At 68.1% G+C, this 23,349-nt stretch carries 21 protein-coding genes and 1 pseudogene; 11 read left to right on the top strand and 11 right to left on the bottom strand.

The window, feature by feature from the left end; all coding sequences use genetic code 11:
* Positions 1-161: 161 nt before the first annotated feature.
* Both ACFWAY_RS39030 and ACFWAY_RS39025 read left to right on the top strand, forming a co-directional pair.
* A complete protein-coding gene (locus ACFWAY_RS39030) occupies positions 162-1,190 on the top strand; it encodes a phosphotransacetylase (protein ID WP_378453390.1) in 1,029 nt (342 codons plus the stop codon).
* Between the two features lie 49 nt (positions 1,191-1,239).
* Positions 1,240-1,971: a sulfite exporter TauE/SafE family protein gene (locus ACFWAY_RS39025; RefSeq protein WP_378453391.1), complete on the top strand. Its 732-nt coding sequence runs from the start codon at positions 1,240-1,242 to the stop codon at positions 1,969-1,971.
* A 7-nt stretch (positions 1,972-1,978) separates the two neighbouring features.
* Here ACFWAY_RS39025 and ACFWAY_RS39020 read toward each other — a convergent pair whose 3' ends face one another.
* Entirely contained in the window at positions 1,979-2,884 is a 906-nt protein-coding gene (locus ACFWAY_RS39020; protein WP_378514310.1) for a LysR family transcriptional regulator, read from the bottom strand.
* Between the two features lie 101 nt (positions 2,885-2,985).
* Between ACFWAY_RS39020 and ACFWAY_RS39015 the strand changes: the two genes are divergently transcribed.
* From ACFWAY_RS39015 to ACFWAY_RS39005, 3 genes are all read left to right on the top strand, one after another.
* Entirely contained in the window at positions 2,986-4,041 is a 1,056-nt protein-coding gene (locus ACFWAY_RS39015; protein ID WP_378514309.1) for a YeiH family protein, read from the top strand.
* Between the two features lie 199 nt (positions 4,042-4,240).
* The gene (locus ACFWAY_RS39010) at positions 4,241-5,203 is read left to right on the top strand and encodes an MBL fold metallo-hydrolase (RefSeq protein ID WP_378514308.1); all 963 of its coding nucleotides are present in this window, start codon (positions 4,241-4,243) and stop codon (positions 5,201-5,203) included.
* Positions 5,204-5,239: 36 nt separating this feature from the next.
* Complete coding sequence (locus ACFWAY_RS39005; protein WP_378514307.1) at positions 5,240-6,892, top strand: FAD-dependent monooxygenase; 1,653 nt, start codon at positions 5,240-5,242, stop codon at positions 6,890-6,892.
* A gap of 39 nt (positions 6,893-6,931) precedes the next feature.
* Here the strand turns inward: ACFWAY_RS39005 and ACFWAY_RS39000 are convergent, their stop codons facing one another.
* Complete coding sequence (locus ACFWAY_RS39000) at positions 6,932-7,279, bottom strand: cupin domain-containing protein (RefSeq protein ID WP_378514306.1); 348 nt, start codon at positions 7,277-7,279, stop codon at positions 6,932-6,934.
* Between the two features lie 21 nt (positions 7,280-7,300).
* On the opposite strand from ACFWAY_RS39000, the gene ACFWAY_RS38995 reads away from it, so the two are divergent.
* The gene (locus ACFWAY_RS38995) at positions 7,301-7,624 is read left to right on the top strand and encodes a hypothetical protein (protein WP_378514305.1); all 324 of its coding nucleotides are present in this window, start codon (positions 7,301-7,303) and stop codon (positions 7,622-7,624) included.
* Positions 7,625-7,701: 77 nt separating this feature from the next.
* Positions 7,702-9,024: a peptide MFS transporter gene (locus tag ACFWAY_RS38990; RefSeq protein WP_378514304.1), complete on the top strand. Its 1,323-nt coding sequence runs from the start codon at positions 7,702-7,704 to the stop codon at positions 9,022-9,024.
* Positions 9,025-9,218: 194 nt separating this feature from the next.
* Here ACFWAY_RS38990 and ACFWAY_RS38985 read toward each other — a convergent pair.
* The 5 genes and pseudogenes from ACFWAY_RS38985 to ACFWAY_RS38965 form a co-directional block, all read right to left on the bottom strand.
* Positions 9,219-11,259: pseudogene (locus tag ACFWAY_RS38985) on the bottom strand (heavy metal translocating P-type ATPase).
* Between the two features lie 36 nt (positions 11,260-11,295).
* Positions 11,296-11,616, bottom strand: coding sequence for a metal-sensitive transcriptional regulator (locus tag ACFWAY_RS38980; protein WP_378453400.1), 321 nt, complete (start codon positions 11,614-11,616; stop codon positions 11,296-11,298).
* On the bottom strand, positions 11,613-13,883 hold the full coding sequence (locus tag ACFWAY_RS38975) for a heavy metal translocating P-type ATPase (RefSeq protein WP_378453401.1): 2,271 nt from the start codon (positions 13,881-13,883) through the stop codon (positions 11,613-11,615). The genes ACFWAY_RS38980 and ACFWAY_RS38975 overlap by 4 nt, the downstream gene beginning before the upstream one ends.
* Entirely contained in the window at positions 13,883-14,773 is an 891-nt protein-coding gene (locus tag ACFWAY_RS38970) for a hypothetical protein (RefSeq protein ID WP_378514303.1), read from the bottom strand. The genes ACFWAY_RS38975 and ACFWAY_RS38970 overlap by 1 nt, the downstream gene beginning before the upstream one ends.
* Positions 14,774-14,803: 30 nt before the next feature.
* Complete coding sequence (locus ACFWAY_RS38965; protein WP_378514302.1) at positions 14,804-15,010, bottom strand: heavy-metal-associated domain-containing protein; 207 nt, start codon at positions 15,008-15,010, stop codon at positions 14,804-14,806.
* A 122-nt stretch (positions 15,011-15,132) separates the two neighbouring features.
* Between ACFWAY_RS38965 and ACFWAY_RS38960 the strand changes: the two genes are divergently transcribed.
* The 3 genes from ACFWAY_RS38960 to ACFWAY_RS38950 are packed head-to-tail and all read left to right on the top strand — an operon-like array spanning position 15,133 to position 17,460.
* A complete protein-coding gene (locus ACFWAY_RS38960) occupies positions 15,133-15,255 on the top strand; it encodes a hypothetical protein (RefSeq protein ID WP_378453404.1) in 123 nt (40 codons plus the stop codon).
* The gene (locus tag ACFWAY_RS38955; RefSeq protein WP_378514301.1) at positions 15,248-16,075 is read left to right on the top strand and encodes a class I SAM-dependent methyltransferase; all 828 of its coding nucleotides are present in this window, start codon (positions 15,248-15,250) and stop codon (positions 16,073-16,075) included. The genes ACFWAY_RS38960 and ACFWAY_RS38955 overlap by 8 nt, the downstream gene beginning before the upstream one ends.
* A gap of 47 nt (positions 16,076-16,122) precedes the next feature.
* Positions 16,123-17,460, top strand: coding sequence for an amylo-alpha-1,6-glucosidase (locus ACFWAY_RS38950; RefSeq protein ID WP_378453406.1), 1,338 nt, complete (start codon positions 16,123-16,125; stop codon positions 17,458-17,460).
* Positions 17,461-17,511: 51 nt separating this feature from the next.
* Here the strand turns inward: ACFWAY_RS38950 and ACFWAY_RS38945 are convergent, their stop codons facing one another.
* From ACFWAY_RS38945 to ACFWAY_RS38930, 4 genes are all read right to left on the bottom strand, one after another.
* Entirely contained in the window at positions 17,512-19,200 is a 1,689-nt protein-coding gene (locus ACFWAY_RS38945) for a flavin monoamine oxidase family protein (protein WP_378514300.1), read from the bottom strand.
* Complete coding sequence (locus ACFWAY_RS38940) at positions 19,197-19,997, bottom strand: carbon-nitrogen hydrolase family protein (protein WP_378453408.1); 801 nt, start codon at positions 19,995-19,997, stop codon at positions 19,197-19,199. The genes ACFWAY_RS38945 and ACFWAY_RS38940 overlap by 4 nt, the downstream gene beginning before the upstream one ends.
* On the bottom strand, positions 19,994-21,451 hold the full coding sequence (locus ACFWAY_RS38935; RefSeq protein WP_378453409.1) for an amino acid permease: 1,458 nt from the start codon (positions 21,449-21,451) through the stop codon (positions 19,994-19,996). The genes ACFWAY_RS38940 and ACFWAY_RS38935 overlap by 4 nt, the downstream gene beginning before the upstream one ends.
* Before the next feature lie 93 nt (positions 21,452-21,544).
* Positions 21,545-22,165, bottom strand: coding sequence for a helix-turn-helix domain-containing protein (locus ACFWAY_RS38930; RefSeq protein ID WP_378514299.1), 621 nt, complete (start codon positions 22,163-22,165; stop codon positions 21,545-21,547).
* Positions 22,166-22,273: 108 nt separating this feature from the next.
* Between ACFWAY_RS38930 and speB the strand changes: the two genes are divergently transcribed.
* Positions 22,274-23,308 carry an agmatinase gene (speB, locus tag ACFWAY_RS38925; protein ID WP_378453411.1) on the top strand — a complete coding sequence of 345 codons (1,035 nt, stop codon included), beginning with the start codon at positions 22,274-22,276 and terminating at the stop codon, positions 23,306-23,308.
* The last annotated feature ends 41 nt before the right edge of the window (positions 23,309-23,349 follow it).

The following is a 23,349-nucleotide window of genomic DNA, read 5'->3' as shown; positions in this document are numbered from 1 at the left end:
CTTTTGTTTAAACCCCCCTGCCCCCGCCACCCACCCCATCAACACCCAAATCTAAACGCCAACCCCCCGTTTGGCACCCACTGTCCCCCTTTTCCCCGGGGGGGGGGGTCGTCGACACCCCCCCCCGCCACCCCTTTTCGTAGTGATGGGAGAGCGAGGCCATGGCCCCGGGCGTCACCGCTGTACCACCCACCGATGCTGCACGACTGAATGATTCGTCGCTGATCGACCACTGGATCGCCTCCCTGCGCGGGGAGAATCGGATCGTCGGTCTCGCGGACGGAGAAGACGAACGCGCGATCCGTGCGGCCCACCATCTGCACCACAAATGTGTCGTCTCGCCGCGGCTGTTCGGGCGGCGGGACGTCATCCGGCGTATCGCCGACGCCGCGGGGATCCCCCTGGCCGAGGAACTCGTGGTCGACCTCGCCGACGCGGCTGCCGACCCCGCGATCCGTGACGCCGTCGAATCGGGGTTCGCCAAATACCCCGACCGGATCGAGTCGGCGCTGTCCGACCCGGTGTGCCTCGCCGCGGCGGCACTGCGGGCCGGGGTGGTCGATGCCTGCGTCGCGGGTGCGAGCAGGCCGACGTCCGACGTGCTGCGGGCAGGACTGCGCATCGTGGGGCTCGCGCCGGGTTCGAGCACCCTTTCCAGCTCGATCCTGATGTTGCTGCCGGACGGCAGGCAGCTGACGTTCTCCGACTGCGCCGTCGTACCCGACCCGACGGTCGAGGAACTGGTCGACATCGCGCTGGCCGCCAGCGCCACCCACTTCCAGCTCACCGAGCAGACTCCGATCGCGGCGATGTTGTCGTTCAGCACCCAGGGCAGCGCCAGCCACCCGCGAGTGGAGAAGGTCCGCGAGGCCGCGGAACTGGTGCGCGTCCGGGATCCGCAGTTGCACGTGGACGGTGACCTGCAATTCGATGCCGCGCTGGTCGCCGAGATCGGCGCGTCCAAGGCGCCCGGTTCGCGGGTCGCCGGCCGGGCGAATGTGCTGGTCTTCCCCAATCTCGATGCCGGTAACATCGGGTACAAAATTGCCCAGCGGCTCGGGGGTGCAATAGCCTTGGGGCCTATCCTGCAAGGCTTGGCCGCACCGTGGAACGACCTGTCCCGCGGATGCACCGGCAGCGACATCGAACTGATGGCGCTGGTGAGCGCAGTCCAGTCCCTGGCCACCTGAACATCAGACCTGCGCGGGAACGTGCCACCGGATCGAGAAGGGAGTCGCGATGACGATGCTCCTCGTGGGCGCCCTGTGCATCGGCATCGCGTCGGTCATCGGAGGCGCCACCGGGTTCGGGACGGCACTGATCGCGACGCCGGTGATGCTGATGGTCGGATTCGCCGTTCCCGAAGTGGTATTCGTCAATCTTGTGGCGGGGCTGATCACCCGGATCGGCGCCGCGTATCAGTTGCGAGAACACATCAGTTGGGGACGAGTGGCACTGCTCGGTGGTGGCAGCCTGCCCGGCGCCTGGCTGGGCGCGGTCACTCTCGGTCTGATGCCGGAGCAGTATCTGAAGCCGGCAGCGGGAGCCGTGGTGATGCTGTGCGGGCTTGCGATGGCGCTCCCGACCCGGGCGGAAGGCACGCGTGCGCCGTCCACGACCGCGCACGTCCTCACCGGCTCCGTGGGTGGCTACCTCGGAACGACGACATCGCTCAACGGACCGCCACCGGTCCTGTTGCTGATGCGAGCGCGGTTGCCACCGTTGGCTTTCATTGCCGATCTCGCAGGCTATTTCATCGTCGCGAACGTCATGGCTCTCGCTGTGCTGTGGTTCCGCGACGAAATCACGGAGTCGATGTTCTGGCCGCGACTCCCGGTTTTCGTCATTGCCGCGCTGATCGGCAACGTCACCGGGCTGGCGATCGCCCGCCGACTCCCGCCGGGAGTGTTTCGTTCCGCGGTCATCGTGCTGGTGATCGCCGCCGGTGCGGCCACCTGCATTCTCGGATGACAGCCGCTCAGGGGTCGGCGCCGACCCGGCGGACCAGACGCACCAGTTCGCCTGCGGGACCGTCGAGCTGACGTGCGCCCCGCCACACGGCCCGCAGCACCCTGTCGAGCTCGAGACCGTCGACGTCGATCACCTTCAGCTCTCCGGCGCCGACCTGCTCCGCCACCGCGAGGGTGCTCATCACCGCGGGACCGACTCCGGCCAGCACACTGGTGCGAATCGCGGCGGCACTGCCGAGCTCGAGAAGTGGTGCCGCCCGGTCGTACTCCTGTAGTGCCACGTCGAGCGTGGTCCGCGTGCCCGATCCCGGCTCGCGGACCAGGAGCGGTGTCAGCGCCAACTCGGCGACGGACAGCGCCTTCCGTCGCCGTGCCCACGGGTGGGTGGGGTGAACGACGACGACCAACCGGTCACGCGCGACTGTGAGACTCTTCAACGGTCGCGGCACCGTCGGCGATTCGACGAACCCGACGTCGCAGATCCTGCTGTTGATCCGCTCGAACACCTGAGTCGAGTTGTGCACCTGCAGGTGAATGGTCACGTCGGAGTGCAAGCGGCGAAACTGGCCCAGCCACCCCGGCATCAGGTGTTCCGCGACCGTCATGCTCGCACCCACCGTCAACTCGGCGGCGCGTTCCGCGCGCAGTCCCTCGGCCACGTCGAGCAGCCTGCGTGTGTCGGAGAGCACCCGACGTGCCCAGTGCGCGATCACGGTTCCCTGCGGTGTCAGTATCGAGCCCGTCGGGCTGCGCTGCAACAGTGTCATGCCGAACTGACGCTCGAGTTGCTTGATGGCGCGACTTGCATTCGGCTGCGCCATTCCGGCGAGTCTGGCGGCAGCGCTGAGGCTTCCGTGGTCGTCGACGCCGACGAGCAACTCGAGAACGGGGAACTCGGGCCATCTGCGGGACATGCACTGAGTATATGACCCTCGCGCAAGACATATCACTCTGATATATGTTCATGTCGAGATGACGGCTACCGGAGACGGCCGCGGTGACGGACCGTGGATCCATGAGTAGTCAACTGAGCGATTCGAAGTCCGGGGAACAGCGCGTCGAGAGCCCGGCAACGCTGCCGCGACTGCGGACCGCCACGGCCACTCTGCTGCCGGGTCTGGCGCTGTGCGCCGTCGCCACCGCCGTCGCGATGGGTGTCGGCCGGTTCCTTCCGACGGTGAGTCCGCTGCTCATCGCCATCGTGCTCGGCGCCGTGCTGTCGAACGTCGTGCATCTGCCCGAACGCCTGCGCCCGGGACTGCAGTTCTCCGCCAAGAAGCTGTTGCGGGTGGGTATCGCCCTCCTCGGACTCCAGTTGATGCTGAGCGACATTCTCGGACTGGGCTGGGGCGTCATCGTCGTGGTGGTGTCGATCGTCTGTCTGGGGATCGTGGGAACGATGTTTGCGGGCAAGCTGCTCGGCCTCAGCTGGACCCAGCGACTGCTCATCGCCTGCGGATTCTCGATCTGCGGTGCGGCCGCGGTGGCGGCGGTGGACGGTGTCGTGGACGCCGACGAGGAAGAGGTGATCACCGCGGTCGCCCTCGTCGTCATCTTCGGCACGCTCATGATCCCCGCGATCCCGCTGCTGTCGCGGGCGCTGGGACTCTCCGACACCGTCGCCGGCCTGTGGGCGGGCGGGTCGATCCACGAGGTCGCGCAGGTCGTCGCCGCGGGCGGCGCGATCGGCGGTGCCGCCCTCGGCGTCGCCGCGGTGGTCAAACTCGCCCGCGTCCTCATGCTCGCCCCGGTCATGGCCGTGCTCAGCGTGCGTCAGCGCAGGCTCGCCGGCACCGACGCCGACGTGAAGCGGCCGCCGCTGGTCCCGTTCTTCGTCCTCGCCTTCCTCGCCTGCGTCGGCCTGCGGTCGTCCGGCCTACTGCCTGCCGGCCTGCTCGCCGACGCCAAGATCGTGCAGACCGCCCTCCTTACCGCCGCGATGTTCGCCCTGGGCGCCGGCGTCCAGATCGCGACGATCAAGAAGGTCGGCGCACGACCCTTCGTGCTCGCAGGCATCTCCACCGTCTGGGTCGCGTCGATCGCGCTGGTCGGGGTGTTGCTCGCGGGGTGATACCGCTACCCCACCGCCGTCTACCCCACCCCCGTCGCGACGAACGGGACGCTCGTTGCGTCAGATCGAACGAGCGTCCCGTTCGTTCGGTCGGGACAGTGGAAGCCCTGGCCAATTTTTGATCAAGGCTTTCATTATTTTGTGATCCGGGCTACTGTGGCCACCATCAATCAAACCTTTGATTAGTTAGGTGGATCGCATGAGCCCCACGAACTTCGCTTCGTCGGCCGACCTTGGTGAGAAGGAGCAGACCCTCGAGGTCCTCGCCGACGGTGTCTACGCCCTCACGGCCGAGGGGGATCCCAACATCGGCGCCATCGAGGGCGAGGACTTCGTCGTCTGCTTCGAGGCGCTCGCCACCCCGGTGGCCGCTCAGGACTGGTTGCGCAAGCTGCGCGAGCACACCGACAAGCCGGTCCGGTACCTGGTGCTCTCGCACTACCACGCCGTCCGCGTGCTCGGTGCGTCCGCGTTCGACGCCGAGACCATCGTGTCGCACGAGACCACCCGCGCCCTCATCGAGGAGCGTGGAAAGGAAGACTGGGCAAGCGAATTCGGCCGCATGCCGCGGCTGGCCAAAGCTGCCGACTCGGTGCCCGGACTGACGTGGCCCACCCTGACGTTCGCCGACAAACTCACCATCGATCTCGGCGGCGGACGCGGCGACCTCATGCTCCAGCACTTCGGCCGCGGACACACCGAGGGCGACATCACCGCGTGGCTGCCGAAGCAGAAGATCCTCTTCGCCGGCGACCTCGTCGAGGCGCAGGCCGCGCTCTACACCGGCGACGCCTTCCACAGCGACTGGTCCACCGGCACACTCGACCGGATCAAGGCGCTCGGCGCGGAGATCCTGATCGGCGGACGCGGCGCCGTCTCCCACGGTCGGGAGGCCGTCGATGCTGCGATCGAGCAGACCCGCCACTTCATCGAGGTCATGCTGGCCGAGGTCGGGGCGGTGCAGCAGCGCGGCGGCACCCTCAAGGAGGCGTTCGAAGCCACCCACGCCGCACTGAACGAGCAGTACGGGCACTGGCCGATCTTCGAACACTGCCTCCCGTTCGACGTTTCCCGCGTGTGGGACGAGCTGTCGGGCATCGAACGGCCCGTCATCTGGACCGCCGAGCGTGACCGCGAGGTCTGGGACCAGTTGCAGGGCTGAAGTCCGTCACCGTTTCACACTGACAAGGCGAGGATCATGGGAAGACGACACACCCGCGGCGGCACGGTCGCCGTCGTGGGCAACGGCCCGGTGGGGCAGACGACGGCGTTGCTGCTGGCGCGCTGGGGCATACCGGTGACGTTGCTCGACGCCCGGCCCGAACGCGACCCGATCGGATCGAAGGCCATCTGCCAGCAGCGGGACGTCCTCGAGGTGTGGGACGCGATCGGCGTCGGCAGGCAGCTGGCCGACGAGGGCGTGACGTGGGGGTGCGCCCGCACGTTCCACCGCGACCACGAATTGTTCGCGCAGACGTTCGTCGACCGCGGCATCTCGTCGTTCCCGCCGTTCGTCAACATCTCCCAGGCCCGGACCGAGGAACTGCTCGACGAGCGGATCGCGGCCACGTCGTCGATCGACGTCCGGTGGGGATACGAGGCCACGTCCGTGGATCAGGACGAGACCGGCGTCACCATTACCTGCCGCACCGGCTCCGGGGAGCAGACCGTCACCTCGGACTACGCGGTGGTGGCCGTGGGGTCGCGGGGCAGCGCGATCCGGCGGCAGCTGGGTGTCACGTTCGACGGTCGCTCGTTCGACGACAAGTTCCTGATCTGCGACATCGCCGCCGACATCCCGGGCTGGGCCGACGAGCGCCGCTTCTACTTCGACCCCGAGTGGAACCCGGGCAGGCAGGTGCTCATCCACCCGTGCCCGGACTCGACGTTCCGCATCGACTGGCAGGTGCCCGGCGAGTACGATCTCGAGGCCGAGGAGAAGTCGGGTGCGCTGGACGCGCGGATCCGGAAGATCATCGGCGACACCGACTACCGGATCGTGTGGAAATCGGTGTACCGCTTCCACTCCAGGGTCGCGAACCGGATGCGCGTCGACCGGGTGCTGCTCTCCGGGGACGCCGCGCACATCGTGTCGCCGTTCGGGGCGCGAGGCCTGAATTCCGGTGTCGCCGACGCCGAGAACGCGGCGTGGAAGCTCGCGTTCGTCCTGCGGGGCTGGGCCGACGAGTCGCTGCTCGAGACGTATCACACCGAGCGGCACGCGGCGGCCGTCGAGAATATCGCGGTTACCACGGCGACGATGGATTTCCTCGTCCCACAGTCCGAGGACCAGCATCGGCACCGGCGCGACGTGCTCACCGCGGCGGTCACCGACCCGCAGGCGCGGTCACAGGTCGACAGCGGTCGCCTCGCCGAGCCGTTCTGGTACGTCGAATCCCCCTTGACCACAATGGATCCGGAACGACCCTTCGCCGGTCGCCCCGAGCGTGGATGCACTCCCGCTGCGGCGCCGGGAATCCTCGTGCCCGACACCCCGGTGACGCTGCGCGGCGGTGCCGGCACCCGTCTCCGCGACATCGCCCGGCACGGAATCCTGCTTCTCGCGGGTGACGGCGTGGACGTCGACGAGATCCGCAGCGCGGCCCTCGGCGCGGTGCACACCCCGCTCCGCCTCGTCCGGCTGTCGGAGGTCGACGGCACCGGCGTCCTCACCGCCGCGTTGGACGCGAAGCCCGGCGAGGTGTGGGTCATCCGCCCCGACGCCTACATCGCGGCGGTCACCGACACGGTCGACGGGCTGGTGTCCGCGTTGTGCCGGATCACCGAACCCGGTGCCACCGCAACGGAATCCGTCGTCGACGTGATCACCTCCGCGCCTCGGGCGTCGTAGAGGGGCGCCGCGGGCTGCTCCCGTATCGACGGATCGCCGTCAGTAGCTCGGTGGCGACATCATCCAGAGCGCTACCGCCGGATTGCCGTCGATCTCCCGGGCGCGGTGCGGGCTGGCGCTCGCGTACGCGACGCTGTCGAGTGCGTTGAGCACGTCGGTGTGCTCACCGACGGTGATCTCGATGCGGCCGGAGATGACCAGCAGAACTTCTTCGGAGTCGCCGTGTGCGTACAGCTCGTCGCCGGTGGTTCCGTACGGGTCGAACTCCCCGATGAACGATTCGAGCTGGCGATGGGTGGTCGGCGTGATGCGGACCTTGCGCGCGTTGGTGCCGAAGGCATTGAAATGGGCGGTGCGGTACCGGTGCACAGCCGTTGTCCCCCTCACGCGTGGTGCGGTGTGCTCGGGGTGACCCGCGACTGGTCACCGTTCATCGACAACGACCCCAGCAGCAAGATCCTGCGCATGGGCGGCTACGCCGGCCAAGGTCTGACGGCCGCCCATCTCGCCGGCCGCATCGCTTCCGACCTGATCCTGCAGGGCGATACCAAGCTCTCCACGTTGCCCTGGGTTCGCCAGATGCCCAGACGCTGGGAACCCGAACCGCTCCGGTGGATCGGCGCACACGGCCTCTATCGCATCTACTCGATCGCCGACGTTCTCGAGGCTCGAGCGGCCGGCCCTCGCACCTCCCGACTCGCGCTGATGGCCGACAAGATCGCCGGGCGCTGATCTCTCACCATCAGCACGCGCTCAGCGCCGAGGCGCCGGTACGAACTACATCCCCTTCCCCGAACCCAGGGAGAGACATGACCGAGATCGACAAGAGCGTCGCAACCGAGTACCACCCCACGGTGGAGCGGAAGAGGTCCGACTCGTTCGGGCAACCCAGGGGTCTGTGGAACCTGGCGTTCACCGAACTCTGGGAGCGTTTCAGCTTTTACGGCTTGCAAGGAGTTCTCAGCTTCTATCTGTTGTACTCGCTCAGCGACGGTGGACTCGATCTCGCGCCGGCGACCGCGGTCAGCATCGTCGGCGCCTACGGCGGCTCGGTGTACCTGTCTCAAATCCTCGGGGCATGGATCGCCGATCGGCTGATCGCGCCTCGCCGAATGGTCCTCTACGGCGCCATCGTCATCACCCTCGGCCACGTCACCCTCGCGGTACTCGACGGCCTCTCGGGCCTGGCCTTCGGCCTCACACTCATCGTCCTGGGTACCGGCGCGCTCAAGACGAACATCACCTCGATAGTGGGCATGCTCTATGCCGACAATCGCCCCGCGCGCGACGCCGGTTTCTCGTACTTCTACATGGCCATCAACACCGGCTCCGCATTCGGACCGCTGCTCACCGGATTCACTCAGAGCAGATGGGGATTCCACGCAGCCTTCAGCCTCGCCGCCGTCGGAATGGTCGGCGCGCTGATCCAGTACTCGTGGAAGATGCGCGACCTCCCCGTCGAGGCCGGCGTCGTCAAGAATCCCATCGCCCGCACCCAGTTGCCCTACGCGTTGGCTGCCGTCGCCGCCGTGACGGCGTTCGTGGTCGCCCTTTGGCAGTTCGGGCTCGTCGACAACACCAACCTCTCGCGCTTCGTCGGGGCCGTCATCCTCGTCGCCGCGATCATCTACTTCACCGTGATCCTGCGTTCGCAGAACGTGACACCGGCGGAGAAGCGCCGTATGAGGGGCTTCATCCCCTTGTGGATCGCGAGCCTGCTGTACTTCGGATTCCTGTTCCAGAAGTTCACCACTATCTCGGTGTTCATCAAGGATCGGGTCGATCTCGACGTCGGTGGCTGGCAGGTACCCGCCCCCTGGCTGACCACGATCAGCCCGGTCTCCGCGGTCCTGCTCACCCCTCTCGTCGCCATGTTGTGGACGAAACTCGGTACTCGCCAACCGACTACGTCCGCGAAGTTCGCCATCGGCCTGACCATGGTCGGCTGCGCCTACCTACTGCTGCTGCTCTCGCAGTTCTTTCCCGACAAGACCGTGCCGCCGCTCCTGGTTCTCGTCAGCATGGCCGTTGCCGGTTCACCGAAATCTTCGTCGGACCGGTCGGACTCGCACTGGCCACGCGCATCGCACCCGATCGATTCAAGGCGCAAACCGTGGCACTGCTCTTCCTGACTCTCGCCGGTGGATCGACGCTCTCCGGCCTTCTCGGCGGACTGTTCACCACCATCTCCACCGGAACGTTCTTCCTCGTCGTCGGGTCCGGAGCCGTCCTACTGGGAGCGGTGCTGTTCGCCCTCATCCCGCACGGTCGAAGCACTGACCGACAGCAGATAGCGAGGGCTCGGCAGGGGCGACGCAGACCGCGGTCAGGGTCGACTCAGCCGTTCCGGATCCAGATCGAGTCGTCGCAGCAGCTGCGCGTTGAGTGCGACGACGATCGTGGAGACGGACATCAGGATCGCCGCCACCGCGGGTGAGATCGCGACCCCGGCGAACGCGAGGACACCGGCGGCCAACGGGACGGCGATGATGTTGTATCCGGTGGCCCACACCAGGTTCTGCCACATCTTGCGGTAGCTCGCCTGCGACAGGTCGATGATCGAGAGCACGGCGCGGGGGTCGTCGGCAGCGAGCACGACACCCGCCGATTCGATGGCGACGTCCGTGCCGGCCCCGATCGCGACGCCGACATCCGCGCGGGAGAGTGCGGGAGCGTCGTTGACGCCGTCGCCGACCATCGCCACCCGGTGGCCACGGGTCTGGAGTGCGGCGACCTCGGCGTCCTTGTTCTCCGGCAGCACGTCGGCGAACGCTTCGTCGATGCCGAGATCGGCGGCGACGGCGTCGGCCACCTGGCGGGCGTCTCCGGTGATCATCGCGACCTTCACGCCGCGCTTGTGCAGGGCGTCGATCGCCTGCCGGGACTCCTCGCGGACAGCGTCCTCGAGCGCCACCGCGCCGAGCACCCGCCCGTCGCGGACAACGTGGAGGACGGAGGCGCCGCGTTCGACCCACCGTTTCGTTTGCGCGGAAACGTCGCCGGGGACCGTCACGTTCAGTTCGGCGAGCATCGCCGGTCCGCCGACGGTCACTTCGTCGCCGTCGACGTTCGCGCGCACTCCCCGGCCCGGGCAGCGACCGGAAGTCGGATGCGGTGCGTCGCTCATCCGCGGGCACCTTCGACGCCGCCTCGGCGACGATGGCCCGAGCGACCGGGTGCTCGCTGTCGGCCTCCACGGCGCCGGCGAGCGCGAGCAGTTCGCTCTCGGTGACACCCGCGGTGGTGACCACTCCGGTGACGACGTGCCTGCCCTGGGTCAGGGTGCCGGTCTTGTCGAACAGGACGACGTCGACGTTGCGCATGCGTTCGAGTGCCAGTCGATCCTTCACGAGGACACCGGCCTTCGCGGCGCGCTCGGTGGAAATGGCGATCACGAGGGGTATCGCCAGGCCGAGCGCGTGCGGGCAGGCGATCACCAGAACGGTGACGGTCCGCACCACGGCCTCGTCCACGTTGCCGAGCAGCGACCACACCACGAACGTGAGAAGCCCTGCGATCGAGGCGAAGTAGAACAGGAACGCCGCGGCGCGGTCGGCGAGGGCCTGCGCCCGGGACGAGGAGGACTGCGCGTCGGCGACCAGTCGCTGGATCCCGGCGAGGGCGGTGTCCTCCCCCACCGCGCCCACCTGGATCCGCAGCGCGCTGTCGGTGGCGACGGTGCCGGCCACCACGGTGTCGCCGACCGACCGTGGGACAGGGTTGGATTCGCCGGTGATCATCGATTCGTCCACCTCCGCGCGGCCGTCCTCGACGGTGCCGTCGGCGGGGATGCGGCCACCGGCCCGGACCAGCACCAGGTCGCCGGTGGCGAGTTCGGAGACGGGCACCTCGGTGACGCCGTCGTCGGTGACCCGGTCGGCGGTGTCCGGGAGCAGCGCGGCGAGCGCGTCGAGGGCGCCGGACGCCGACCCCAGCGCCCGCATCTCCAGCCAGTGGCCGAGGAGCATGATGACGATGAGAAGCGCCAGCTCCCACCAGAAGTCGAGGTTGAAGCCGCCGATTTGCAGGGTCGTCACCCACGACGCGAGGAACGCGACCGTGATCGCCATGCCGATCAGCAGCATCATGCCGGGCCGCCGCGACTTCAGCTCACTCCACGCGCCGGTGAGGAACGGCGCGCCGCCGTAGAAGAAGATCGCGGTGCCGACCACCGGCGGAATCCACGACGCACCGGGGAAGTCGGGGACGGTGTAGCCGAGGAGGTCGGCGAACATGTGGCTGAACACCACCACCGGCACCGACAGTGCGAGACTGATCCAGAATTTTTGCCGGAACACCTCACCGTGCGCACCGTGACCGGTGTCCCGGACCTGTTCCACTTCCTGCTGCTGGTGATCGTGAGACATGCGTGCTCCCTCGGAAGCTGCTCTCGTGGTCTGGTTTCAGGAACGCACCAGTCGTGCGATGGCGTCGGTGGCTTCCTTGATCTTCGCGTCCGCCTCGGTGCCGCCCGCGACGGCGGCGTCGACGACGCAGTGGCTGATGTGGTCTTCGAGCAGACCAAGCGCCACAGCCTGCAGCGCCTTGGTCATGGCAGAGACCTGGGTGAGGATGTCGATGCAGTACTTCTCGTCCTCGACCATCCGCTGCAGACCCCGCGCCTGGCCCTCGATACGGCGCAGTCGCTTGAGGTAGTCGTCCTTCGCGCTGATGTACCCGTGACCGGTTGTGTGATCGTGGTCGGTGGTCGGTTGCTCGGTCATGAGTGTTCCCCTCGGGTGGGAGTGGTCAGGGGCTGGAAGCGGCGCAGTCGCAGGCTGTTGCTCACGACGAACACCGATGAGAATGCCATGGCGGCGCCGGCCAGCATGGGGTTGAGCAGGCCCGCCGCCGCCAGCGGCAACGCCGCGACGTTGTAGGCGAAGGCCCAGAACAGGTTGCCCTTGATCGTGCTCAACGTCCTGCGCGACAACCGGATCGCGTCGGCGGCGGCCCGGAGGTCGCCGCGCACGAGCGTGAGGTCGCTGGCCTCGATGGCCACGTCCGTGCCGGTTCCCATGGCGAGACCGAGGTCGGCCTGCGCGAGAGCGGCGGCGTCGTTGACCCCGTCGCCGACCATCGCGACCACCTTGCCCTCGGCCTGCAGACGCTTGATCACGTCGACCTTGTCCTGGGGCAGGACCTCCGCGATCACCTCGTCGATGCCGACCTGGGCGGCGATTGCCCGGGCCGCGGATTTGTTGTCGCCGGTGAGCATGATCGGGGTGAGACCCAGTTCGCGGAACTGCGACACCGCCTCGCGGGAGGTGGGTTTCACGGTGTCGGCGACCACGAGCACGCCGCGTGCCTTGCCGTCCCAGCCGATCCCGACGGCCGTCTTGCCTTCGGACTCGGCCGCGTCGATGACGCGCTGCAGTTCCGTGGTGAGGTGCAGCGACCAGTCGCGGAGCAGTTTCGCGCGGCCGATGACCACCGCGTGTCCGCCGATCATGCCCTGGACGCCGAGCCCCGCGATGTTGGTGAACTGTTCGACGTCGGGGAGCGTGTGCAGCCGCTCCTTCGCACCGCGGGTGATCGCCCGCGCGATGGGGTGCTCGGACGCGTCCTCGAGCGCGCCGGCGAACCGGAGAACCTGCTCCTCGTCCTGGCCGTCCGCGGCGACCACATCGTGCAGCGACATCGTGCCGGTGGTGACGGTGCCGGTCTTGTCGACCACCACGGTGTCGACTCGCCGCGTCGATTCCAGAACTTCGGGTCCCTTGATCAGGATGCCCAGCTGGGCCCCGCGTCCCGTGCCGACCATGAGGGCGGTCGGGGTGGCGAGTCCGAGCGCACACGGGCACGCGATGATCAGGACGGCGACCGCGGCGGTGAACGCGGCGGCGACCGAACCGCCGGTCCCGATCCAGAAACCGAGGGTCGCGACCGACAATGCGATCACGATCGGGACGAAGATGCCGGAGATCCGGTCGGCCAGGCGTTGCACCTCGGCCTTGCCGGTCTGCGCGTCCTCGACCATCCATGCCATCTGCGCGAGCTGGGTGTCGGCTCCGATCCGGCTGGCGCGAACCACGATTCGGCCGCCGACGTTGACCGTCGCACCCGCCACCTCGGAGTCCGGCGACACCTCGACCGGAACGGATTCACCGGTCAGCATCGACGCGTCCACCGCCGACGAACCTTCGACGACGACGCCGTCGGTGGCGATCTTCTCGCCGGGACGGACCACGAAGAGGTCGCCGACCTCGAGTCGGTCGATGCCGATCAGCTGTTCGGTGCCGTCCCGCAGCACCGACACTTCCTTGGCGCCCAGTTCGAGTAGCGCCCGCAGTGCCGCTCCCGCCCGGCGTTTGGCGCGGGCCTCGAAGTAACGGCCGGCGAGGATGAACGTGGTGACGCCTGCCGCGGCCTCCAGATAGATATTGCCGGTGCCGTCGACCCGCGCGATCGTGAGCTCGAACGGGTGCGTCATCCCCGGCATGCCGGCGGTGCCCCAGAACAGGGCGTACAGCGACCACCCGAACGCGGCCAGCGTGCCCATCGACACCAGGGTGTCCATGGTCGCGGTGCCGTGCCGCAGATTCGTCCAGGCGGCCTTGTGGAACGGCCACGCACCCCAGACCACGACCGGGGCCGCGAGGGTGAGCGAGAGCCACTGCCAGTTGGTGAATTGCAGCGCCGGGATCATCGCCATCGCGATGACGGGGACCGTCAGCACCGCCGACACGAGCAGCCGCTGCCGCAGTGCCGCCGCCGGGTCCTCTTCCTCCGGGGCCGGGGGCTTCACCTCGGGCAGTCGCGCCGTGTACCCGGCCTGCTCGACTGTGGCGACCAGGTCTTCGGGCGAGACGTCGGCGGCGTCGTAATGGACGCGGGCCTTCTCCGTCGCATAGTTGACGGTCGCGGTGACGCCGTCGAGTTTGTTCAGCTTGCGCTCGATGCGGTTGGCGCACGACGCGCAGGTCATCCCGCCGATGGCCAGTTCGATCTGGGAATCGGGCAGTGCCGCGATGTCGGCCCCGCGGGTCATCACTTCTCCTCCGGTCCGGCGGTGGCGGTGAACTCCGCGGTGTGGACGGCGCCGGCGTGCTGGAAGTCCAGGAACAACCGGTAGTCGCCCGCGCCGGGCGCCGTGACGGCGAAATCGATCCCGGGACCCGCCGCGGTGACGCCGTCGCCGGGATGTCCGTCCGGGTGCACGTGCAGGTATCCGAGGTCGGTGGTGCGCAGCGCCACCAGGTGACCGTATGCGCCGAGGTAGGGCTGCAGATCGGTGACGGGCTGTCCGTCGCGGCTCACCGCGAGGGTCACGTTCGACGTCTCTCCCGGTCGGAGCGTGCCGTCGAGGGTGACGGTGTACCCGTCCACGGTGGTGGTCGGTGCGGGAGCGGGCAGTTCCTGCGGGTCGTAGGTGCCCGCGACGCGCAGGTCCGTGCCCAGGGTGACGCCTTCCCCGCCTGCCGGGGTGAAGTCCGCGATCACGCGGTAGTCGCCGCCGCGGGCGAGGTCGAGGGGGATGCTCCACGTTCCGGCCGCGTCGAGCGTCGGGTGCACGTGCTGGAATCCGGCGAGGTCCCGGCGGACGACGATCAGGTGCAGCAGCTTCTCGTGCTCCACGGCGTAATCCGTCACGGGTACCCCCGAGGGGTTCGTGATCCGGAACTGCACCGGGACCCCGGCACCGGCGGTGACCTGGTCGGATGCGAGTTCGAGGGTGTAGCCGTTCGCAGTGGGCGTCAGTCCGCCCGGGGTCGGGTCGGCGGCGGCGTCGTGGCTTGCCGCCCCGTGTCCGTCGTCCTCGGCCGTGTGCGCGGCGGGCTCGGCCACGTCCGGGCCGGCAACCGACCCGAGGGCGAGCGCGGCACCGAAGATCACGACGAGTCCGACGGTGAATCCGGCGAACTTGCCGGTTGCGTTCATGATGGGGCTCCTGTGCTGGAGTTTGCCGGCTCAGCCGGCGACTGAGTATCCGGCTTCCGCGACGGCATCCGCGACGGCGCCCGGGTCGAGGTCGGTGGTGCTCTCGATGACGACCTTGCCGGTGGCCAGATCGACGTTCACGGCGGTGACGCCGGGGAGTTCGTTGATCTCCTCGGTTACCGAGGACACGCAGTGGTCGCAGGTCATGCCGGTGATGGTAACGCTGGAGGTGCTCACGGGGGTTCGCCTCTCTTCGGGGTATCGATGTCTTCTCTGAGAGCTACCATACCCCCCTACCGTATTCCCGCAAGCGTGTGCCGAGTCCGCGTTCCTCTCCCACGCGGACCCGAAAAAAGTGATTGAGTGAGGTACCGCATCTCACCGGGAAACGGAGCCTGGCAATGTCGATGGACACGTTGCGCACCCTGATGCTGCGCCGCAAACCGCTCACCGAGAACTCCGACCTGGTGCGGAATGCCTGACGACGGCCGGAAACGGGTGGATGCCACCACCCTGACCGGTGTTCCCGCGACGATGATGTGGACGCTCCGCAACCGTGCCGTCGAGGCGTCGCGTCCGGGCAGCACGTTCGCCGACCCGCTTGCAGTGACGCTCTACGAGACCCTCGACTATCCGTACGAGAACTTCGGGAAACCGGGCCAATCCCACGCACTGCGCGCTCGGGCCTTCGACGACGAGATACGGGCGTTCCTCGCCGACCACCCCGGCGGAACGGTCGTCGCCCTCGGTGAAGGATTGCAGACCAGCTACTGGCGGATCGGCGACCCCGACGTCCGGTGGGTGTCGATCGACCTGCCCGAGGTGGTCGCCCTGCGCACACAACTCCTGCCGGACGAGCCGAACGTCACCACACTCGCGGTGTCCGCGCTGGACCGTTCGTGGATGGACCACGTCGACACCGATCGGGGCGTGTTCGTCTCGGCCGAGGGCCTGCTGATGTATCTGCCCGCCGACGAGTCGCTGTCCCTGATCGGCGACTGCGCCCGGCGTTTCCCAGGCGGTCGGATGATGTTCGATTCGGTGCCGAAATGGTTCAGCCGCAAGACGCAGAAGGGAATGCGGATCCACGGCGACTACACCGTCCCGCCGATGCCGTTCCACCTCTCCGCCGGCGACGCGGCGGACCTGCCCGGACAGGTGCCGGACCTCGCGTTCACCCGCGAGGTGACGCTGCCCCTCGGCCGGGGTCTGTGGGGGTCGACCCTGCTCCGCAGGCTGTCGGAACTGCGGCCGCTGCGCAACTCGCGTCCGACGCTGACCCTGTGCGGATTCGCGGGCTGAACCCCGTCCGACGAGCGATGTGGGCCGACCAGCAGCAGAATGGTGCAATGGCGGACCGCGGATTCACCCCGACACAGCTCGCGGCACGTGCCGCGTACCTGCTTCGCGGCAACGACCTCGGCACGATGACGAGTGCCGCGCCGCGCCTGTACCCGCACATGTGGAGTTGGGACGCGGCGTTCGTCGCGGTCGGATTGGCGCCCCTGAGCGTGGAGCGGGCCGTCGTCGAACTCGACACCCTGCTGTCGGCGCAGTGGAAGAACGGGATGATCCCGCACATCGTGTTCGCGAACGGCGTCGACGGATACTTCCCCGGTCCCGGGCGGTGGGAGTGCGGGACCCTCGCCGCCCACGCGCCGAGCGGCACGCAGACGTCGGGGATCACCCAGCCGCCCGTCCACGCCATCGCGGTGCAGCGCATCCTCGATCACTCACGCAGGCACGGTCGCAGCACCCGTGCCGTCGCCGAGGAGTTCCTCGACCGGCGCTGGCCCGACCTCGTGCGCTGGCATCGCTGGCTGGCCAACGCCCGCGACCTCGACGGCAACGGCCGGATCGCGCTGTACCACGGCTGGGAGTCCGGCATGGACAACTCGCCGCGCTGGGACCACTCGTACGCCAACGTCGTGGCCGGGGTGATGCCCACGTATCTGCGCGAGGACCTGTCCCACGTCACCGACACGGGACAGCGGCCGTCGAACGGCGAGTACGACCGCTACCTGTGGCTGCTCGAGGAGATGAAGACGGTCCGCTACGACGACGAGGAACTGGCCACCGCCATGAGCTTCGCGGTGGAGGACGTGTTCGTCAGCGCCGTGTTCTCGATGGCGTGCGAGGTGCTCGCGACCATCGGCGAGGAACACTCGATGCCGAACTCCGATGTCCGGGAACTGCACGGGTGGGCCGCCCGGTTCCGGCAGGGCGTCCTCACCACCACCGACGAACGATCCGGGGCGGCACGCGATTTCGATCTGCGCAGCGGCCGGTGGATTTCCACCGAGACCCTGGCCATGTTCTCCCCCTTGCTGTGCGGCGGCCTGAGCCGTGACGCCGAACGCGCTCTGCTCCGCACGTTCGAGGGGCCGAAATTCTGCGGCCACCCCGACCTCCGGTACGCCGTGCCGCCGTCGACGTCGCCGGTGTCGGGCGACTTCCGCCCGCGCGAGTACTGGCGCGGTCCGGTGTGGCCGGTGATGACGTGGCTGTTCTCCTGGGCGTTCGCCCGGCGCGGGTGGGCCGAGCGCGCCCACCTGCTGCGGTCCGAGGGGCTCCGGCAGGCCAGCGACGGCAGTTTCGCCGAATACTACGAACCGTTCACCGGTCAGCCCCTCGGCAGCATGCAGCAGTCGTGGACGGCCGCCGCAGTTCTGGACTGGTTGGGCTGAGCCCCCGTGAGTACTTATTAACCGCAGGACGTTAATAAGTACTCACAGGCGCTAGTCGCACAAGCGGATCGGGCCGAGCTCGGCGTACCGGTCGCCGGGGCCGGGGTTGTCGGCCGGGGTGGCGCCGCCCAGATGGTGCATCACGCCCCAGACGGCGTTGAGCGCGGTCTGCACGGCGCCCTCCGCCCAGCCTGCGGTCCAGGAGATGTCGTCGCCGGCCAGGAAGATGCCGCGATGTCGCGGGTCGAGTTCGTCCTGCACGAAATGGCTGAACAGCCGTTCCTGGTACCGGTAGTGACCGGGGAGGTTCGCCTTGAACGCCCCCATGAAGTCGCGTTCGGTCTCCCAGGACAGCGTGACCGGCGTCGAGATGATGTGACTGCGGAAGTCGACACCCGGGTAGATCTCCTCGAGCGACTTGATCATGAGGTTCATCCGCTCCGTCGCGTCGAGCGGCAGGAGCTTGAGCGAATCGTCGGACCACGTGTAGGACAGGCAGATCAGGCCGGGCTTGTCGTCGCCGTGGTCGAGGAGGTAGGTGCCGCGGCTCATCCGGTCCGTCAGGGTCATGCTGACGAGGTCGCGGCCGGTCACCGGATCCTTGTCCTTCCAGAACGGACGATCCACGAGGGCGAACACCTTCGTCGACCCCATGTAGTGGGTGCGCTCGATGGCGGTCCAGTGGTCGATCGGGAACAGGTCGTCGTCGCAGTGAATGTTGTTGAGCAGCATCCAGCTCTGCGCCGTGAAGACCGCGGCGGGGTAGGTGCGGATCTCACCGGACGAGTCGGTGACCGTTACCTGGTGCGGTGCGGTTCGCCGGACCTCGGTGACGCGGGGACGGGTGGCTCCGCCGTTCAGCGCACGCACCGACGTGCCGTCCGGCCAGTGCGCGATCCCCGACGGGGTGTCGGTCCACAGGCGCAGGGGCAGTTGCTGCGACCCGCCGACGATGCCGCGGTGGTGGTCGTCGGCGGCGGTGATGACGACGCGCAGGATCTCGAGGATCGAATTGGGGAAGTCGGTGTCCCAGCCGCCCGTTCCGAAACCGACCTGGCCGAACACTTCCCGATGCCGGAACGACGCGAAGTGCTTGGATCCGGCGAGGAAACCGTAGAACGTCTGATCGTCCAGCCGGACCACCAGGTCGTTCCAGATCCGCTTGAGTTCGGCGGTGTCACGGTCGCGGATCGCTTGCTGGAGCGGAATCAGCTCGGCATGATCCTCGAGCGTGCGCTGCCACGCATCCGACACCTCCCGGAAGACGGGCGGCAGGTCGTCGAGGTGCTGCGCGTAGTAGCTTTCGCCCTTGAGGTCGATGACCGTGCTGGGGGTGCTGTCGGCGAGCGGGTTCGGGAACGCCTCGGTCCGCAGTCCCATGGCGTCGAGGTAGTGGAACAGGGTGGTCGACGACGGTGGGAACCGCATCGCACCCATCTCGGCCACCACGTCCGGGTGCCCGTCGAACGGCTCCGACCGCATCCGGCCACCGATCTGATCGGCTTCGTAGACAATCGGTTTCAGGCCCTGCTTCATCAGCTCGTACGCAGTGACCATTCCCGACAGTCCGCCGCCGATGACTGCCACCTCGGTGCCGTGGCGATCGGCGGGCACCGCGCCGAGACCCGACCGGTGCGTGATGTAGTCGTCGTAGGCGAACGGGAAGTCGGGGCCGAACATGGTGAGCGGCCGGGGATCGGTGTCCGCGGCGGTGCTGTCCGGAGTGACGGGGATCGTCATGAAGTCTTCTCCTGCATGAAGGGGTAGAGGTCGAGGCGTCGGTCGTCGAGATGGGTGTTGTCGCGGCGGGATCGGTGGAGGACGTCGAGTTCGAGGTCGACGATCGCCAGCTCCTCGTGGCGGCCTGCGCGGGCGAGTTCGGTGCCGTCGGGCGCGATCGCGCAACTGGACCCGCAGTAGTCGAGGTCGGCTTCGGTGCCGCACCGGTTGACGTACGTGACGAACAGCTGACTCTCGTAGGCCCGGGTCGGGACGACGCTCTCCGCGATGAATTCGTACGGGCTCATCAGGCCGGTGGGGACGACGAGCCACTGGGTTCCCCGGTCGGCATGTGCGCGAACGGCTTCCGGAAACTCGACGTCGTAGCAGATCAGGATTCCGCACCGGATTCCGGCGTGGTCGAACTGGACCACCAGTTCGTCGCCGGCGGCGAAGTGCGACCGGTCGAGCTCACCGAACAGGTGCGTCTTGCGGTAGTTCGCGAGCGACGTACCCGACGGGTCGACAACCTGCACGCTGTTGTAGACGATGCCCGCGTCCGCCTCGGGGTATCCGTAGACGACGGCGATCCCGGACTCGCGGGCGATCTCCGCGATTCGCGTCGCAATCGGTCCGTCGGCGGGTTCGGCCCGCTCCGCGATCAGCGATCCGATGTTGTAGCCGGTGGCCGCCATCTCCGGGCAGACCAGGATGGACGCCCCGGATGCTGCCGCCGTCTGCGCGGCGGAGGCGATGGCGGAGAGGTTCGCCGCGACGTCGAAGGAGAGTTCGGGACCTTGGAACAGTGCTGCCCTCATCGTGCCGTCACCTCTTCCGGGTTGCTGCGGAGTTCGGACTTGCGGACGCCGTAGGCGAAGTAGATCGCGAGCCCGACTGCCATCCACAGAGCGAACGCCACCCACGTCGAGACGCCCAGGCCGAACAGCAGCAGCGCGCAGAACACGACGCCGAGGACCGGCATCAGTGGGAACAGCGGGGTCCGGAAGCTGCGGTGCAGGTCGGGGTGGCGGCGGCGCAGGATGATGACGGCGATGTTGACGAGCATGAACGCGAACAGCGAGCCGATGCTCGTCGCGTCGGCCAGTTCGCCCAGCGGCACGAACCCCGCGAGCGCGGAGACGACACCGCCGACGACCACGATGTTGACGACGGGCACCCGGGTGCGCGGGTTGACGCGGGAGAAGACCCGCGGAACGAGACCGTCGAGCGACATCGCGTACAGGATGCGGGTCTGCCCGTACATCACGGCGAGGACGACGCTGGCGATGGCGATCACCGCGCCCGCGGACAGGAGGATGGCGGGCCAGGTGCTGGTGGTCGCGGCATTCAGGATGGTCGCGAGTGCGGCGCCCTCCCCCGCGATGTCCTGCCAGGGCATCGCGCCGACAGCCGCGATCGCGACCAGACAGTAGAGGATCGTGACGATCAGGAGCGAGAGGATGATGGCGCGGGGAAGGTCGCGTTTCGCGTTCTTCGCCTCGTCGCCGGCGGTCGAGGCGGCGTCGAACCCGATGTAGGCGAAGAACACCTGGGAGGCCGCGGCCGTCACGCCTGCCGCGCCGAGGGGGATGAACGGCGTGAAGTTTCCGGCACGGAACGCGGTGAACGCGACAGCACAGAAGAACACGAGCACGAGGATCTTCAGTGCGACCATGACCGTGTTCACCAGGGCGCTCTCGGACGCTCCCCGGGTCAACAGTGCCACCGCGACGAGCACGATGACGATGGCGGGCACGTTGACGATGCCGCCCGCTCCCGGTGATTCGCTGATCGCGGCGGGTAGCGCGATGCCGAACATGCCGTGGAGTAGTTCGTTGATGTACTCGCCCCAGCCGACGGCGACGGCCGCGACCGAGACGCCGTACTCGAGCATCAGGCACCAGCCGCAGATCCACGCGAAGAGTTCGCCCATCGTCGCGTAGGTGTACGAGTACGAGCTGCCGGAGACGGGGATGCTGCCGGCGAGTTCCGCGTAGGAGAGGGCGGAGAAGAGCGCGGTGAACGCCGCGAGCACGAAGGCGAGGACGACGGCGGGGCCGGCCTTGGGGGTCGCCTCGCCGAGGATGACGAAGATGCCCGTTCCCAGCGACGCACCGATGCTCAGCGCGGTGAGGTGCACCAGGCCCATCGACCGCTTGAGTCCGTGACCGGGTTCCTGGTCGTTGCGCGCCACGATCGCGTCGACCGATTTACGGGCGCGCAGTGCGCCGGCCAGTCCCGGCGGGCGCGGAGAAATCTTGGTGATGTCCAACGTTGAGCTCCTGAGCGGTGGAGTGATGTGGACAACAATGAACGGACGAGCCGTGACTGTCAACACATGTTTCCTAAACCGCTTGACGGTTTCCTAGCGGGAGGTGGGCCGGACGTCGTCCGGTAGTGCGGGGGCCAGAATCCACAGAACGGTCGCGGTGTCGTCGCCGAGCGCGCGGAAGCTGTGCGGCAACTGGGGAGAGAAGGTGAACGCGTCCCCGGCCGCGAGCGACACGTCCTCCCCGGCCCCCGGGCCGTTGAAGGAAATGCAGATCTCGCCCGAGACGACGTAGACGAATGCGACGTCGACCGGCAGTTCGTACGTTTCCGAGCCGCTCCCGCCGCCGGGTTCGATCCGGCTCAGGAGCGACTGGATGCGGCGCTCGCCGAACGGTGTCAGCAGGAACTCGGCCATGCGCTCCCCGCCGAAGCTGATCGGCGGGTAGTTGTCGGCACGTACGACCTCTCCTGCGGCGGAGCTCTCGAACAGGGACCCGACGGGAATGTTCAGGGCGGCGCAGATCCGCACCAGCGTGGCGACGGATGCGCTCGCGTGGTCCCGCTCGATCTTCGACAGGTAGCCCTTGGTGATGCCGCAGCTCGCCGCCAGATCGTCGAGGGTGAGGCGCTGGGCCTGCCGGGCCGCCTTGAGCCGGGGGCCGATCCTGGGCGCGTCGACGCCCGACGCACCTTCGGTTGCGAGCTCGTTCGCCATGCATCGATCCTTCGTCGTGTCTCGTATAGGAAACAGGTGTTGACAATAGTGCGTTCCAGGGAAACGATACGACGACGCCACGTCTCCGGCACACACCGAAGGATTCCGATGAGTACAGACGACAGCAGGGCCCACGACGCGACCCGCATCCAGGGCCCCGTCGACGCCACCCGCACGCCGCGCTACGCCGAACCCAGCACGTTCGCCCGCCTCCCCCGGCTCGACGAGGTGTCCCGCGCCGACGTCACGGTGATGGGCGTCCCGTTCGACTCCGGCGTCAGCTACCGTCCCGGCGCACGCTTCGGCCCCGGCCACATCCGCGCCTCGTCGAAGCTCCTGCGTCCGTACAACCCCGCACTCGACGTGCACCCCTTCGCGGCGCAGCAGGTCGCCGACTTCGGCGACATCGGCGTCAACCCGTTCGACATCCAGGAAGCCCTGGCCACCGTCGACGGCGCCGTCACCGACCTGCGCAAGGACGGCTCGACCGTGCTGACGCTCGGCGGCGACCACACCATCGCCCTGCCGATCCTGCGTTCCCTCGCCCGCGACCACGGCCCCATCGCCGTCCTGCACTTCGACGCGCACCTCGACACGTGGGACACCTACTTCGGCGCCCCCTACACGCACGGCACCCCGTTCCGGCGGGCCAGCGAGGAGGGGCTGATCGACCTCGAGCGGTCGCAGCACATCGGCATCCGCGGCCCGCTGTACAGCAAGAAGGACCTCGAGGACGACGCGGTTCTCGGTTTCCAGGTCATCCGCTCCGACGACTACGAGGTGGACGGCGTCGCCAGCATCGTCGAACGGATGCGTCGACGGCTCGACGGCGGACCGGTCTACGTGTCCGTGGACATCGACGTCCTCGATCCCGCGCACGCGCCGGGCACCGGAACACCCGAGGCCGGCGGCATGACGTCCCGCGAGTTGCTGAACACGCTGCGCGGACTCGTCGGCCTGAACGTGGTCGGCGCCGACATCGTGGAGGTCGCGCCCGCATACGACCACGCCGAAATCACCGGCATCGCGGCAGCGCACGTCGCGTACGAGTTGCTGTCGGTTCTCGCGATCAACGCGTCGGCGGCCCCGGGCCGGGCTGCGCGCGGCGAGACGCTCCGGCAGGCGGCGTACGTGACGAAGTGACGTCCGTTGCCACGTGCGGATAGCGGGAAGACGTTACCCTC

Origin of the sequence: Rhodococcus sp. NPDC059968 (assembly GCF_042738615.1) — a bacterium.
GTDB lineage: Bacteria > Actinomycetota > Actinomycetes > Mycobacteriales > Mycobacteriaceae > Rhodococcus_F.
Note: the sequence above shows the minus strand (reverse complement) of the source record. Positions and strands in the feature narration are given on the sequence as shown.

Excerpts from the sequence above, each read along its gene's own strand:
- ACFWAY_RS39030 (WP_378453390.1), top strand. The coding sequence starts at position 162 with ATGGCCCCGGGCGTCACCGCTGTACCACCCACCGATGCTGCACGACTG.
- ACFWAY_RS39025 (WP_378453391.1), top strand. The coding sequence starts at position 1,240 with ATGACGATGCTCCTCGTGGGCGCCCTGTGCATCGGCATCGCGTCGGTC.
- ACFWAY_RS39020 (WP_378514310.1), bottom strand. The coding sequence starts at position 2,884 with ATGTCCCGCAGATGGCCCGAGTTCCCCGTTCTCGAGTTGCTCGTCGGC.
- ACFWAY_RS39015 (WP_378514309.1), top strand. The coding sequence starts at position 2,986 with ATGAGTAGTCAACTGAGCGATTCGAAGTCCGGGGAACAGCGCGTCGAG.
- ACFWAY_RS39010 (WP_378514308.1), top strand. The coding sequence starts at position 4,241 with ATGAGCCCCACGAACTTCGCTTCGTCGGCCGACCTTGGTGAGAAGGAG.
- ACFWAY_RS39005 (WP_378514307.1), top strand. The coding sequence starts at position 5,240 with ATGGGAAGACGACACACCCGCGGCGGCACGGTCGCCGTCGTGGGCAAC.
- ACFWAY_RS38990 (WP_378514304.1), top strand. The coding sequence starts at position 7,702 with ATGACCGAGATCGACAAGAGCGTCGCAACCGAGTACCACCCCACGGTG.
- ACFWAY_RS38980 (WP_378453400.1), bottom strand. The coding sequence starts at position 11,616 with ATGACCGAGCAACCGACCACCGACCACGATCACACAACCGGTCACGGG.
- ACFWAY_RS38975 (WP_378453401.1), bottom strand. The coding sequence starts at position 13,883 with ATGACCCGCGGGGCCGACATCGCGGCACTGCCCGATTCCCAGATCGAA.
- ACFWAY_RS38970 (WP_378514303.1), bottom strand. The coding sequence starts at position 14,773 with ATGAACGCAACCGGCAAGTTCGCCGGATTCACCGTCGGACTCGTCGTG.
- ACFWAY_RS38955 (WP_378514301.1), top strand. The coding sequence starts at position 15,248 with ATGCCTGACGACGGCCGGAAACGGGTGGATGCCACCACCCTGACCGGT.
- ACFWAY_RS38950 (WP_378453406.1), top strand. The coding sequence starts at position 16,123 with ATGGCGGACCGCGGATTCACCCCGACACAGCTCGCGGCACGTGCCGCG.
- ACFWAY_RS38945 (WP_378514300.1), bottom strand. The coding sequence starts at position 19,200 with ATGACGATCCCCGTCACTCCGGACAGCACCGCCGCGGACACCGATCCC.
- ACFWAY_RS38940 (WP_378453408.1), bottom strand. The coding sequence starts at position 19,997 with ATGAGGGCAGCACTGTTCCAAGGTCCCGAACTCTCCTTCGACGTCGCG.
- ACFWAY_RS38930 (WP_378514299.1), bottom strand. The coding sequence starts at position 22,165 with ATGGCGAACGAGCTCGCAACCGAAGGTGCGTCGGGCGTCGACGCGCCC.
- speB (WP_378453411.1), top strand. The coding sequence starts at position 22,274 with ATGAGTACAGACGACAGCAGGGCCCACGACGCGACCCGCATCCAGGGC.